Below are 15112 nucleotides of genomic sequence, written 5' to 3' on the forward strand. Positions count from 1 at the left end.
ATAAAGTAACCACAGTGCCTATGGCCGCAAAGTTACTATCTGAACACTTAATAAAAACCTTACATATCGCCCTTTTTATACTGTTCTCCCTTCTGGGGGGGCAGGTTGAAGCCCAGTCTGTTCTTTTGCCGGGCGATGTGGCTGTGGTATCTGTGAATGCATCCAATAACTCAGTAGACCTGATCCCACTCATAGATATCGAGGAAGGTACTGTGATCAATCTCTCAGCCGGGAAATGGGATCCCTCTGAAGGTTTACTGACAGGAACCGAAGCAACTCTCTATTTCAAAAGGTCTGTTCAGGCCGGCTCAAATATCCATGTTGATGGGAAGAACAGTGAAATTTTTGATTTCAGCGGCCGATTGCCTTTCGTACGTTCTCAAAATCAATTTTACGTGTTTCAGAAAGAAGATAATATCTATCGTTTCATTTATGGGGTAAGATTTGGGGCCAATAATATGGATTTGGCAACACTGGCTACTGAAATACCACCTGTACTCAGTGAAACTGAAAATACATTTGTACAATTGGGAGAGAGTCAGAATCATCAGTATTACATCAGAAATGGTGCAAGCGGTACGCAAAACATGCTTTTAGGATTTCTGGGTGATTCAATGAACTGGAATAGCAGTGATTCCCCATTTTCACCCTTTGGTACTTCATTTAATGTGCTTACACCACCTGTAGTAATGTTCGAGACTACTTCCTCATCATTCAGTGAAGGAGACACTTTGGCTGCACTCCAGGTAACCATTTATGAACACGATGGCTCACGTGTTGCTGTTGATGTAGAATTTGAAGCTTCACAAAGCTCCGCTGATTCTCTGGATTTTTCTGAATTAAACACAAAGACTCTCAATTTCACTGGTTTAGTTGGTACATACACTACAGAGATACCCCTGATGATTTCTGAGGATGAAAGTTTTGAAGGACGTGAAGGAGCGATCTTTTATTTAAAGAATCTGACCGGTGGTACTTTGGGAGATTTTATTTCTCATAGCGTCGCGATTGAGGATGGTAAGGTTCCAAACCTGGTGATAACTGATGTTGCAAATGGTGGGGATCAAGGTAGTTTTATAGAGATCAGTAATCTTGAGGACTCAGATGTTTCTCTAAAAAACTGGGTGCTCTCAACTGATAATTCAGATCTGAGTATCGACAGTTCTGTTGTACTTGGACCCTACAAAAAGATCAGGTTATTTGACGGAGAACACGAGAAGGATAATAATGCCATTGTTCAAACCTTTAATTTGAAGGGTTTAAACAAACAATTACTGAATGGTGATGGGGGATTGTTGAGCCTGAAGAATTATAAAGATAGGATCGTACACCAGGTTGGTTATAGAAGTTCCAGACCACAGCAAAACAACGCTTTAGCAGTAGAAAGATCAAAAAGTAGATCTGAAAATGAGAATGCAGTGATTGCTCCCGGAAACGATAATATAAGTTCGGTTCAAAATGCCAGCAAGGGATGGACGATTACTGAGTTCAGTTCTGAAGCAGCTTCAGTATTCTCAAACCAAAAAAAACTCTATACCTGGGACGAACAAACGAAAACTTTCAGACCCATAAAAAGTTTTGATGGCAAAAATACTGATCTGACTGTTCTTGGTTTTTTTGAAGCAGAGGAACTGGATAGTTTGAAGGAGAACAGTATGACAACAAAGCTCAGAGCCAGTGAAAATGATAAAAACCTGAAAGTTCTGAGTTTAAGTGCGACTGATCTTAATAAGAATGGTTCAATTGAAGGAAAAGAGGGATTAAACCTGGTTAAAAACTCATTCGATACGGATCTTGTAGCAGGCGCACTGATAAATTTGGTACGTGAAAAACTTGATTCCAATAACTCACCTGAAGTTTTTCGAATGAACAGAGATTCTGAAGGCTCACTCATTTTTGAAGCCTTGATAGAATCTGATATTCTGACCTCAGGTTCATTTTTCTGGATCAGGTTGGAAGATGAGATGGAATCAGCCACAATCGAACTCGATGCTGATGAACTTTTAACAGCTAGCAGGGATTTAGGAAAAGAAAATTCACAACTTATTTCTGATGATACAGGTGTGGTTGAAATAATTTTAAAATCCGGCTCCAGGCAACAACAAGTCGAACTTTACATAGATCCGGACAATAAGATCAGTAATCAGACCGACCTCAATGCCTATACTGATTTTTTACCTGAGGAGCATTTACCCTTAATATTTTCTGCTAAACAGAATGACAAATTCTTTAAGACTGTCTCAATACCTCAGAATACTGAGCAGATAGTGTCATTACCGTTGAATTTTGGTAGCTCCGTTAATGATTCTTATACTTTGTCTATAGATAAATGGGATAATATTCCTTCAGATTGGAATTTAAAATTGGTTGATACATATACCGACAAAGAATATAGCCTACGAGTTGATTTTTCTATTAGCTTCGATCAGTCATTCAATAACAATGATGAAAAACAAAACTCAGAACGGTTTGAGATCCGAATAGTACCGGAAGCAGCTAAACAGCAGGCAAAAGAAGTATATTCAGATGTCCCTAAGGAAATAGAACTGAATCAGAATTATCCTAATCCTTTTAATCCGGTTACGACTATCTCATTCTATCTGCCTGAATCCCAAGACGTAAAACTTTCTATCTTTAATATTGTAGGGCAGCCGGTTTCGGTTTTATTTGAAGGTAGGTTATCATCCGGCCGGCAGCAATTTGAGTGGGATGCCACGGATAGACCAAGTGGCATGTATATTTACCAGTTAGAAGTAGGTGATAAAGTTATGACTCGAAAAATGACATTAGTAAAATAATGAACATATTTGGAGTTATAACAGTTACTTTGAATAACTATAACAATCAATAAACAATAGAGGTTACTACTTAATATATATCATGCATTTTAAAACAATTCAAGGTGTGGAAGTACCGGAGATCGGATTAGGAACACATCGATTAATTGGCAGAGAGGGTGAGAATACGATCAAGTTGGCTCTCAATCTTGGCTATAGGCACATTGATACAGCTCAAAGCTATAAAAATGAAAGAGAAGTTGGTGAAGCGATCAAGAGATCGCATGTTGATCGGGATGAGATCTTTCTCACAACCAAGATCTGGCATACGCATCTTGATAAAAAAGATGTACTGAAAGTAGCCGAAAATTCTTTGAAAGAATTGGATACGCCCTATGTTGACCTGTTATTGGTTCATTGGCCAAATCCGGAAGTGGATATTGAAAAAACGATGGAAGCCTTTCTTTCGCTACGAGATCAGGGTAAGGCTTTAAATATAGGTGTGGCTAATTATCCTCTACCTAAACTCAAAGAATTAAATGAAGAACTGGCAGCACCGATCTTCTGTAATCAGGTGGAATATCATCCATTCCTGGGTCAGTTAGACCTACTTGACTATGCTGCTGAAGAAGACCTGCTTTTTACAGCCTACTCACCGTTGGCACAAGGCAAAGTTATGGAAGAACCGCTTCTTAAGGAATTAGGTGAAAAGTACGGAAAGTCACCAGCTCAGATCGCATTGAGATGGCTTATAGAACAAGAACAAGTGGTAGCTATTCCTAAGGCCTCTTCAGAAGAGCATCTTAAGGAAAATATCGATATATACGATTTTGCTCTCGAGGATGATGACTTTTATGCGATCGATGATCTGGAAAAAACTACCAGGTTGGTTGATCCTGATTTTGCTCCCGAGTGGGATAAATAATCATTCAACTGCAAGTGGCTAATGCCAGGATTTGTCCATCCTGGTTTTTCAGTTGGTGCCGGTAATTCTGATGCTCTTCAATTTTACGTTCTGAAGTGATCATATCTCCGGCACGGCTTTCATGCAAAAACATAATATCTATGTTTTTGATGAGGTAGGCCTTATCATCATTATAGGTTTCCATAAGCCACTCTACGAATCTGGCGTTGTTCACATGGTCGTTCATATCCAGATCTGACTTTCGAACCACAAACTTTTTTATAACATCACTTTCTTCGAATGCTTTGATACGGTTTGATTTCACAGGCATTACGTGGTCTATATCCGATAACCTGAGATCTAGTACATCTTTTGGCATTCTGGTTGGTTTACGGGTCTTTAGGTTGATCATCATCCAATAACTAAGGCAGACCCCGATCTCATTACCCTCTTCATCGAGTATACGGTAATTCCTGTATGCCCTTAAGGCGTCACCGGCAGCCGGCCAGGTTTCGATCTTGACCTTTTCCCGCCAGTTGGGATAGCGGTCGATCTGAATATCCATTCGGTGCAGTACCCAGGTAAGGTTTTGTTCATGAAGCTGAGTGATATCAAAATTCAGTTTTAGAGCATGATTCCCGGCTACTTCCTGAAATAATGAACAAAGGGAGGGAAGGGTGATTTGTCCTCCGGAACCAACTTCACTTGCCCTGACAATGAATGTTTCGCTATGCTTGGTAGTATCGTTAGTCATGAGTGTGTAAGTGAATTTTATAATCACCCAAAACATAAACGAAAAATAGCATACATGTGTCGGTGATTAAGTAGCAGCATATAAAATCCGGTTTGACCAGATCTTAATATCATCCAAAATCACATATATAGATGGAAGAACTAACAAAGTCACTATTGTTGAGAAGGTTAATCCACCAACAATAGCTCTTGCCATTGGAAAATAGGGCGGTCCTTCCCCACCTATTTGGGTGGTTCCAAAGCAAAGGGGAACCAGACCCAGTACGGTGGTTGCTGCAGTCATTAGAATAGGCCGCATGCGGTCTCGCCCTCCCTGAATGACGGCTTCCTTTCTAGATAATCCTTCACTGCGCAAGTGATTTATGTGATCGATGAGAACGATCCCGTTATTGACAACAATTCCCATAAGGATCAGTATTCCAATAAAGGCCATGAGATCAAAAGTGGTTCCGGTAATAAAGAAAAACCAAAAGATCCCGATTACCCCATAAAAGATGCATGATATGACACTGGTAGGATAAATAAGGGATTCAAAAAGTGATGCCATGATCAGGTAAATCAGGAAAAAGGCAATGCCAATATTAAATAACATAGTGTTCATGGCGTCGATATCATTTCCAAAGCTTCTTCCATAGCTCCATCCGTATCCTGCAGGGTAGACAATCTGATCCATTACCTGAGATATTTTTTCACGAGCTTCGTCTGAAGTAATATCTTCTAGGTTTATGGCAATACCCAGTGAGGTGCGGCGGTTTTCACGAAAAATACGTCCGGCTCCGGCACTCTCTTCAAAATCTGCAAGGGAAGCAAGTTTAACGGATTGATTTTCACCAATACTTATAGGTAGATTTTTGAGGTCATCGATGGTTTGCCGGTTTACATCCTGAAAAGCCAGAACCACATCGATCTCGCTTTCCTCACCACGAATACGCTGTATTGTTTGTCCGCGCATAGCTCCGGAAACCATATTGGCAACAGCAGATGAAGTGAGCCCAAAATTCCGTGCACGACCATGATTAACGGTGAGGCGGATCTCATCACTTCCGGCTTCCGCTTCAGATCTTACATCTGCAAAGCCTTCGATCTGACCAAGCCGCCATTCAACCTGTTCGGCCAAGTCTTCAAGAACCTCCATCGATTCTCCCTGAACAAAAACCCTAACTTGTTCGGCATTATTACGGCTGATGTATTCAAAGGCAGGCTGACCGATAGCAATTTTAGGCAGCTCTTTTTGGATCTCTTCTTTTATCTGTGTAACTGATTTCCCTGCTTCTTCGTCAGCAACCAGGTTGATGGTAGATTGAGCATACTCCGGTTGGTAGTATGTATAAACTGACTCTATCTCAAAGTTGTCCTGGTTCTCATAGAGGTAGTCTTCTATACGATCTACCGATTCTTTTACACGCTGTAGGGTATAACTGGCGTTGAGGTTGTACTGAAGGTTGAGCTGCCTTTCTTCAACCCGTGGAAACATATCCACATTCATAAATGCCATCGGAATACCGCCGCTCAAAAACAACAAAACTATGAAGAGAACAGAGATCTTACGCCGTTCCAATAACCATCCAAGTAAGGCGGAGTATCTTACGGAAAGCTTATCAATGATAGTTTTCTTTTTTGATTTTTCTGGTGGATGAATTTTTGAGGCGAGAAGGGGAATTACCGTCAGGGAAATAATTAAAGAAGCAACTAATGCGATGATAATAGCCATTCCGATGTAATACATGTGTTGTGATATAAAACTTTCATTCACCACATTCGGAAGAAAAACAATTATGGAAGTTAGCGTACCGGCTGTAACAGCTATTGAAACCTCCTTGGCTCCAAAAATAGCTGATTTTCGGGCATTATTTCCTTTACGCTGATATCGGTGTATGTTCTCCGTTACTACTACGGCGTTATCCACCAGCATACCTATGGCGAGCATCAATCCCATCATAGACAGGATATTCAGTGATATATCGAGAAAGTAGAAAAACCCAAGCGTTACGATAAGTGAAAAAGGTACTGCCGTTGCAACAATAAGAGTAGTACTTATTTGCCTGAGGAAAATGTAGAGCACGAATACTGAGAGGAACGCACCGATCATGCCGGAATTAAATAGCTCCCTAAGAGAACTCAGGATTCCATCCGCCTGATTAAACATCTCGTAAATCTCTATTCCTTGCATTTCAGGAAGTTCATTCACCTTGTCAATTTCAGCTAAAACCTCATCAACCACCTCTACGGTATTGGCTGTAGATTCCTTGGTGATATCAAGTCCGATTGCATATTTTCGATCCAGATGCCGGGCATAATTTCGATCCGGTGATGTATACTTGACCGTAGCAATATCTTTCACCCGGATGTTATTATCAGCAATGATCAGGTTTTCGATATCCTCTACGCCGTTAAGATTACCAACCGGACGGACCATATACCGAAGTCCTGAATCAGTGATTTTACCTGCTGAGATCGAAAAATTTGCCTGACTTAGAGTACTGCTCAGTCTATTTAGGTTGATGTTGTATTGGGTAAGTCTGTCCGGGTCAAGTTCGATACGGATTTCCTTTTTTTCTACCCCATACAGCGTAACCTGACCAACCCCTGGAATACGCTCGATACGCTGTTTCAGGTTACGATTCAGTAACTCATAGGCATTAGAAAGATCCCTATTACTGGAAATTCGTAACTGAAGGGTTGGCGCATCTCCGTCCTGAAATTTGTTTATTTGATAGTATTCGAAATCGTCGGGAAGTTGATTTCTTATGCTTTCAATTTTTTCTTTGATCTCGATAGCTTTAAGGTCAATGTCGTTACCCTGTTTAAAGGTGACAATAACACCGGCATTATCTTCTCCTGAATTAGAATTAATTTGCTCGACCCCGCTAATAGTTGCTAACACTTCTTCAATAGGCCGGGCGATATTTTCATTAACTTCTGCTGGTGTAGAATTAGGGTAGGGAAGTTGAACAAAAGCCCCGGGAAAGGTGATGTTTGGCATGAATTCAAGAGGCACCAGTCGGGTGGCGATCAAACCAACAACCAAAAGACTCACAAAAACCATGAGTGTGGTTACCGGGCGTCGTAAGGATAGATCGGTAATATGCATGGCAGTTTGTTAGGCCGTTTCGGTTTCAGGTTGAGGAGTATAATCCTTACGATCAAGGATATCGTACATTACCGGAATAACCACAAGGGTGAGCAAAGTAGAAAACAACAGACCGCCTATTACAGTGATCCCCATTGGGGCTCGCAGCTCAGCACCGTCACCAAAGCCAATTGCCAGGGGAAGCAAGCCTAGGGTGGTGGTCATAGTTGTCATCAGAATAGGACGTAAACGAGATTTACCTCCTTCTTTGATGGCTTCCAATTTCTCAACACCTTTCATGCGCATCTGGTTGATAAGGTCGATAAGTACTATCGCGTTATTCACTACAATACCGGCTAGTAGTATCAGCCCAATAAATACAACTACACTTATGGTGGTGCCAGTAACATACAGCCCCAATATAGCGCCAACCAATGCCAGCGGTATGGTAAATAGAATGATGAAAGGGTGAAGTAGCGACTCAAATTGAGAAGCCATAACCAGGTACACAAGGAATATGGCCAATGAAAGTGCAAAAATAAGCGACTGAAAGGAATCAGCCATTTCTTCATTCTGTCCGCCTATTTCGGCAAGGATTCCGGCCGGTAAAGTGGTTTCAGAAAGAGCCTGTTCCACTTCTTCGGCTGCTTCACCTAGATCCCCATAATTCAGGTTTGCAGATACAATAGCTACACGTTGCTGAGAAACTCGACGGATTTCACCGGGTCCATTGGTGATCTGTATATTGGCAATCGCACTAAGGGGGATAGGTCGATCGCTTTCCGGATTAACAATGAGTCTCTGAATTTCATCGATGGATGTGCGGTCGGCCTCGCGAGCACGAACTAGTACATCAATTTTGCGATCTCTCCAGGAATAGCGGGTAGCTACATCGCCCCGGACGTTACTTACAATACGGTCAGCTACTTCGTGCACCTGAAGACCAAGGGCAGCAGCCTTGTCTCGATCAAATAATATCTGGATTTCAGGACTTCCGGTTTCCATTGTGCTTTTCACATCAGCAAACCTGTCGTTTGACGAAAGATTACGGGCAATGGCATCACCTGCCAGTTTAAGCTTATCCAGGTCAAATCCGGAAATTTCGATCTCAATTGGAGTTTTAAAAGAGAAAAGGGAAGGCCGGGAAAATTTATACTGTAAACCGGGAATTTGTTGAAGTGAGGAGCGCATCTGATCCATAGCCATTTCTTCATCCATTGATGACGAACCGGAAGCAAGGGTAACACTGAGTTCACCCCAGTTTTCACCACCTTGTTCAGGGTTAGCATCCATTTGGTTACCGGTTCCAGCTACAGCAAAGGTGGTTCTTACATTATCCAGATTCTTGGAACTGTTTTGAACCGAACGCAGTGCTTTATCTGTTTCTTCAATAGGAGTTCCGGGAGGCAATTTGAATTCCACAGCAAATTCACCTTGTGAAAGCTGAGGAATAAGTTCAATACCGATCTGTGGAACCAGAGCGAGTGACCCGATAAAAGACAAAAAAGCAACAAAAAGCACTATAAATTTATGATCTAAAGACCAGCGCAGGAAGCTAGCATATACTTTCTCCGTAGCCTGATAGGATTTATCAAATATCCACACAAAAGGTGAAAACAGAGCCTTTGTGATTTCACTGATCCAGCGAAAAATGAATTTTATACCCCTGATGAAAGCGGTAGGTGCCGTATAGAACAAAAACATTCGTATAGTTCGAAGTCCACGCCCAGCCTTGGTTTTAGGTTCTTTTAGATCCAAAGTCTGAGTTTCGGTTCTCTTTCCTCCGATAGATGAAAGCATAGGGATCAACGTTATGGCAACAATCAGTGAAGCCAATAGCGAGAATGTCACTGTCAATGCCTGATCACGGAAAAGTTGTCCGGCAATGCCCTGAACAAATACTAGTGGAAAGAATACGGCGATTGTAGTGAGGGTGGAGGCAATTACGGCCATTCCTACTTCACTGGCACCTTCGCGAGCTGATTCCACGATCCCTTTCCCCATCTCCCGGTGCCGTGCAATATTCTCCAATACCACGATGGAGTTATCTACAAGCATTCCGATACCAAGAGCTATGCCACCTAACGACATTATATTAAGGGAAATATCATTTCCATACATTAGGTTGAATGTGGCAATAATAGACACCGGAATAGAAACAGAGATAATGACGGTGGTCCAGAAATTTCTCAGGAATAAATAAAGCACAAGAACTGCCAGGATTCCGCCAATGATCCCGGCATTTTTCACTTCATTTACTGCAGATGAAATGAACACAGATTGATCATAAACTTTTTCAAGTTTCATATTTGAAGGTAGAGCATCCCGGATGCTCGACAAGCGGCTGCTGACGGCCTCGGCCACAGCAACGGTATTGGCATCACCTTCTTTGTAAATAGCAATTTCTACTGCTTCAGCTCCATTCAATCGGGTGATCGCCTCTCGCTCTTTGTATGCCTGTGTGACATCAGCCACATCTTTGAGGTAAATGGTATTATCCTGATTACGGGCAACAACCACATTGCGAATTTGCTCAACAGATTTAAATTCATTCAGCGTACGGACCAGATACTGTTGGGTTCCTTCTTCAAGACGTCCCCCGGAAAGGTTCACATTCTCCGCACTCAGAATCTGTGTTACGTTTTCAATTGGGATGTTCAAATAGGCGAGTCGCTGCTGATCAATGTTTACCTGTATCTCTTCTTCAAGCCCACCGCTAATTTTTACAGAAGCCACTCCGAGTGATGATTCTAAATTTTTCTTCAGCTGTTCATCCGCTAATACGCGCAGACCTTTAAGCGGGGATATAGCATCCGGACTTTCCAGGTCCTGATAGGTGGCATAATCCACATTTGCTTCATCATCTGAAGCTTGATCATTAATTTCTTCATTGTAATAGAGGGCGTAACGCATGATAGGATCCAAGGTGGGATCAAAGCGTAGTGTAACCGGTTTTTCAGCATCTAATGGAAGCTGAACTGCATCCAGTTTAGCCATAACGTCCAGGTTCGCAATGTTCATATCGGTTCCCCATGCAAATTCCAGTACTACATCGGATTGCCCGGCGCGGGAAATTGAACGCACTTGTTGTACGCCTTTAACCACTCCAACCGCTTCTTCAACAGGTTTGGTGATCAGGTTCTCAACTTCAACAGGAGCTGCCCCTTCAAATTCGGTTCGGATGGTTAGCGTTGGATAGCTGAGCTCGGGGAGCAGGTTTACATTTAGCCGTGAAAGGGAAACCATTCCGAACAAAAGAATCCCAACTGTAAACATGGAAATGGTAACTTTCCGGCGTATAGAAAGGTCAATTATTTTCATAGGATTGCCTGTTTACAGGTTGGAGATAACGTTTACTTTGGTGCTATCCTGAAGACTGCCTTGTCCAATAGTGACCACAATTTCGCCGTCTTCCAAACCTTCGACCACTTCTATATTAACCCCGTTTGTGTACCCGGTTTTAATGGCTTTTTTAAAGGCCAGTGAATCTTTGATTACATAGACACTCTGCGCAAGATCTTCAGAGATAACGGCTGATTTAGGAATCATTCGAGTATTTTCGCGGGTATCATAAACGATTTTGACACGGCCAAACATACCTGGGCGAAGCATACTTTTGGTTTCTTTTACATACACGGTCACCTTAAAAGTTCCGGTTTCGGAATCTACAACTGGGCTGATCCGTTCTACATGCCCGGTAAAGGTCTGATTGGGAAGCGCATCTACTTTAAGTTCAGCGCGCTGATCTTTTTTGATCTTGGCCATCTCATGCTCGGGAATATGTAAGACTGCCTGCAGTGGACTAAAATCGGTAACGCGATACACCTGCTGATCAGTGCCGATCATATTTCCAACTTTCACATATCTCTCAGAGATAACACCGCCAATCGGAGATTTAATGGATGTATGTTCAAGGTTTAGTCGAGCAAGTTCATAAGCTGCTTTTTGAGACTCATATTCGAATTGCGAGTTTTGATAGGCTTCTGCAGCAATCAGGTTCTTTTCGTATAGTTCTTTATTTCGGTCAAAGTCATTTTTAAGCCGGTCTAAGGTTGCTTTGGCCCGGGCCACTTCGATACGATACTGATCGTCCTCAATTTTAGCGATGACCTGTCCCGCTTTAACCTCATCACCTTCCTCAACATATATTTCCTGAATAATTCCACGAACTTTGGCTACCACCGTAGCTTCTTGTTCAGCTTCAAGGGTGGCAGTATTGGCGTAGTAAGCTGATATGTTACCTCTACTCACATTACTGACTTTTACCGGTATTACAAGTTTTTCTTCATTGTCATTTTGATCACTTTCGCTTCCACTATCACAAGCTATTGTTAATACGAGCGTTATGATTAATAGGAATAGCAGGGAAAGGTTGCTTGGTTTTTTCATCTGAGTACTTTGAATCGTTTTGAAATTATGTCCGATGTAGCTCGTTACGGTAGATTGGTCTGTTTGTTACGATGACAAAGATGCTACATGTGAAATACTCAGTGTTGGTTCACCAAGATTAGGATCTTGAGTGAAATAAAAAAGCCACAGGTAGAATCCCTGTGGCTTATGCAGTTTAGTAGTATTTGGAAGTTAGTCTAAAAAATTGGCTCCTATCTCTGGAATAAGTACTTCCGTATCTGTAATGCCCTCAAGGATCTCCTTAAACTGATCAGGATCACTATCGATCGGTGGCCATGTGCCATAATGCATTGGAACGGCAATTTCACATCCTATGAGCTCCACAGCGTAAGCGGCTTCTTCAGGACCCATCGTAAAATGATCTCCGGTCGGAGCAAGCACAACATGTGGCCTGTATAATTCACCATAAAGTTCAAGATCGGAAAATATATTAGTATCCCCCATATGATAAACACAGATATCATTTTCAAATGAGATCACTAATCCACCAGGGTCACCGGCATATTTCCCTTTATAAGAAGAACTGTGATTGGCTGAAACAAGAGTTACTGAAAAGTCATCGAAATGAACTGTTCCACCTTTATTGAATCCCACAGCCTGGTCTTCAGATAATCCCTCTTCCTGTAGAATTCCCATGAGTTCAACAATTCCAACTACTTTAGCCCCGGTATTTTTTGCGATCTCCACGGTATCACCAACATGATCCTCGTGCCCATGAGTCAGCAAAATATAATCTGCTTTATCAACCTTCTTAAACTCTTCAGGTGTGGATGGGTTATCTTTGAGAAATGGATCGATATATATGATCTTACCACTTTGGCTTTCCAGTTTAAATGCTGAGTGACCAAACCAGTGAGCTTTAATCTGAGTATTCATAAACTCCTTATTTTTAATTTGTTTGTTGACTTCATTCATATAATTAAATGAAAATCATGCTAAAATGATTCGTAAAGTTGAAAATAAAAAATGAAGTTAGTTTGATATCCAATCAGTACTACATGGAAAAAATAAAAGGGACAATTCAAGGATGAGTATCATTGACAACATAAAAAGGATCTTCAGCCATAACATGGATGATGCCGGGTACCTGAAATGGGGGGATGTAAAAGAATCTTCAAAATTACATGACCTTGATGAGGCATCACACAACAAAATTCAACTGATATATAAACACAGTACCCGTTGCGCCACCAGCTATTTTGCATTAAAAAATCTACAGAGTATGCCTAAAGAAAGTCTGGAATTTATTGACATATATATAGTGGATGTTATAAGCCAAAGGGCAATTTCCAGACACATTTCGCAGCACTATAAAGTTAAACATGAATCACCTCAGGTCATTTTAGTTAAAGATGGTCAAGTGTTGTGGAACGGGGCTCATGGTGAGGTTAGAACAGAGGTTATATTTAAAGTTATCGATCAGGCATAAATAAATTCTTATAAATAAAAATCATAAGAAACTTCAATAAATATGTGTTTGACCTTTGAGAATTGTATATTTTTATTTTGTTAAGACAAGAGCATAATAAATGCTTATGTATGATGTAGTTAACGCTTATTAATTTGGAGTGCCGATGGAGGGTAATGATCAAAATGGGGTAACCGCCAGTAATGTTTATCAACCGCTTACCATGGATTATATCCTGGGAGAACAGGGGATAACCAGCTTAAAGTTTCTGGGGTTATTGGGATTATGGATCGCATTGATCGCTGTCAGTATCTCTTCAGTATTTGTTGTTGAAAATTATTTTGGCTTTTCAGATATCCTGAATCAGGATAAGATTGGACAGGTTTTTTTGATCCAAATACCTATGCTAATTGGCATGTTGTTAATGTTTTGGGTTGGATTTGAATGGGGTTTCATTCCTGTATTTGTATCCACCTTTGTTCTTGCTTTTACTGCTTCCATGACTTGGTATTGGTCTCTTTTGTATTCATTTTCCTTTACGCTCGGTCTTTCCATTTTTGCACTTTCATACTACTGCGTATCCTTCGATCTAAGCCTCAGGGATCTAAAGAGTTTTACTTTTTACATCGTAGTTTCATTATTTGCGGCCCTTGCTTGTTCATTAGGAGCTTTTGTTTGGAGCCGGTTTTACAATCTTCCACTGTTTGAAACCCTTATTATTTGGAAAAGCTGGTGGGTAAGCCTCTTCCTGCAATCGGTTGTTATAGGTGCGCCTCTACTTTATCTGTTTACACCGGCTGTATACCGATTCAGGCAAAAGAAATTTAATGTTCCAGATAAGTCAGAAGTGTCTCTGACCTGGATCTATTCTACAATTACTACGATCGTTCTGGTGCTGGCAATGTTTATCATTTCCGCGAAACTGCTTGGATCTCAATCGATAGAGAATGAAATAGCTAACTCAGGAATCCCTGTCAGCTCTGATATCTATTCAAGTGTTATCAGCGTTAACGAATCATTTGAGATCGTTACGTGGATATCGATCTCACTTGTGTTTTTTATCGGGATCGGAAGTATATATCTGGTGGGCAGCTGGAATAAGAATTTACAGTCGGAAGTTGATGCTCAAACTCAGGAACTCCGTGAGAATGAAGTGAAACTTAATGCCGCTCTCGATGAAAGGGATCAACTGTTAAATGAAATTCATAACCGGGTCAGGACCAACCTGACCATGGTTTTGGCGGTGCTGGAACTTCAGCTTAAGAGTGATACCTACAAAACTAACGAGCAGATCCTCAAAGATTCACATTCTCTTATACGGTCTCTGACTATTGTTCATGAGTCGATGTCTCAAACCAAGAGTGCCAGTCAGGTAGACCTTAAGAACTACGCGATCAAATTGAGTAATCGAATTGAACAGTCATTGAGGAAAGACAAAAAGGATATTCAGTTCACAGTCAATGCTCAGGAGGGTATAACACTTGATATGGATCGTGCGATACCATTCTCACTGATCACAAATGAATTGGTGATGAATGCCTGTAATCATGGTTTTAAATCCGGTGAAAAGGGCAGTGTTGTAATAGAGATCAGCAGTGATAAGGAAGAGATCACACTCAAAGTATCCAATAATGGAGCCGGTTTGCCTTCAAACTTTGAAAATAAAGCATCCAGTGGTATTGGTATGAGAATTATCCGTGCGTTCAGTAAACAATTGAATGCTGAACTGGATTACTTTTCAACCAATATTACTACCTTTATTTTAAAGATCCCGATTGAAAATTAGTTAT

At 41.2% G+C, this 15112-nt stretch carries 9 protein-coding genes; 4 read left to right on the forward strand and 5 right to left on the reverse strand.

What is annotated here, in order from left to right:
• The first annotated feature begins 20 nt into the window (after positions 1-20).
• Both AC13FX_RS10450 and AC13FX_RS10455 read left to right on the forward strand, forming a co-directional pair.
• Entirely contained in the window at positions 21-2798 is a 2778-nt protein-coding gene (locus tag AC13FX_RS10450) for a T9SS type A sorting domain-containing protein (RefSeq protein ID WP_482880526.1), read from the forward strand.
• 82 nt (positions 2799-2880) lie between these two features.
• A complete protein-coding gene (locus tag AC13FX_RS10455; RefSeq protein WP_482880527.1) occupies positions 2881-3702 on the forward strand; it encodes an aldo/keto reductase in 822 nt (273 codons plus the stop codon).
• Positions 3703-3706: 4 nt separating this feature from the next.
• On the opposite strand, the gene AC13FX_RS10460 is transcribed toward AC13FX_RS10455, so the two are convergent.
• From AC13FX_RS10460 to AC13FX_RS10480, 5 genes are all read right to left on the reverse strand, one after another.
• Positions 3707-4435: an acyl-[acyl-carrier-protein] thioesterase gene (locus tag AC13FX_RS10460; protein ID WP_482880529.1), complete on the reverse strand. Its 729-nt coding sequence runs from the start codon at positions 4433-4435 to the stop codon at positions 3707-3709.
• 66 nt (positions 4436-4501) lie between these two features.
• Positions 4502-7525: an efflux RND transporter permease subunit gene (locus tag AC13FX_RS10465; RefSeq protein ID WP_482880530.1), complete on the reverse strand. Its 3024-nt coding sequence runs from the start codon at positions 7523-7525 to the stop codon at positions 4502-4504.
• A gap of 9 nt (positions 7526-7534) precedes the next feature.
• Positions 7535-10825, reverse strand: coding sequence for an efflux RND transporter permease subunit (locus tag AC13FX_RS10470; RefSeq protein WP_482880531.1), 3291 nt, complete (start codon positions 10823-10825; stop codon positions 7535-7537).
• Positions 10826-10837: 12 nt separating this feature from the next.
• A complete protein-coding gene (locus AC13FX_RS10475) occupies positions 10838-11893 on the reverse strand; it encodes an efflux RND transporter periplasmic adaptor subunit (protein WP_482880532.1) in 1056 nt (351 codons plus the stop codon).
• A gap of 192 nt (positions 11894-12085) precedes the next feature.
• The gene (locus AC13FX_RS10480) at positions 12086-12790 is read right to left on the reverse strand and encodes a metal-dependent hydrolase (RefSeq protein WP_482880534.1); all 705 of its coding nucleotides are present in this window, start codon (positions 12788-12790) and stop codon (positions 12086-12088) included.
• 151 nt (positions 12791-12941) lie between these two features.
• Between AC13FX_RS10480 and ytxJ the strand changes: the two genes are divergently transcribed.
• Together ytxJ and AC13FX_RS10490 are read left to right on the forward strand one after the other, a co-directional pair.
• Entirely contained in the window at positions 12942-13343 is a 402-nt protein-coding gene (gene ytxJ / locus AC13FX_RS10485; RefSeq protein ID WP_482880535.1) for a bacillithiol system redox-active protein YtxJ, read from the forward strand.
• A 145-nt stretch (positions 13344-13488) separates the two neighbouring features.
• The gene (locus AC13FX_RS10490) at positions 13489-15108 is read left to right on the forward strand and encodes a sensor histidine kinase (protein ID WP_482880536.1); all 1620 of its coding nucleotides are present in this window, start codon (positions 13489-13491) and stop codon (positions 15106-15108) included.
• Positions 15109-15112: the final 4 nt, after the last annotated feature.

The organism is Gracilimonas sp. B-17, assembly GCF_056857935.1.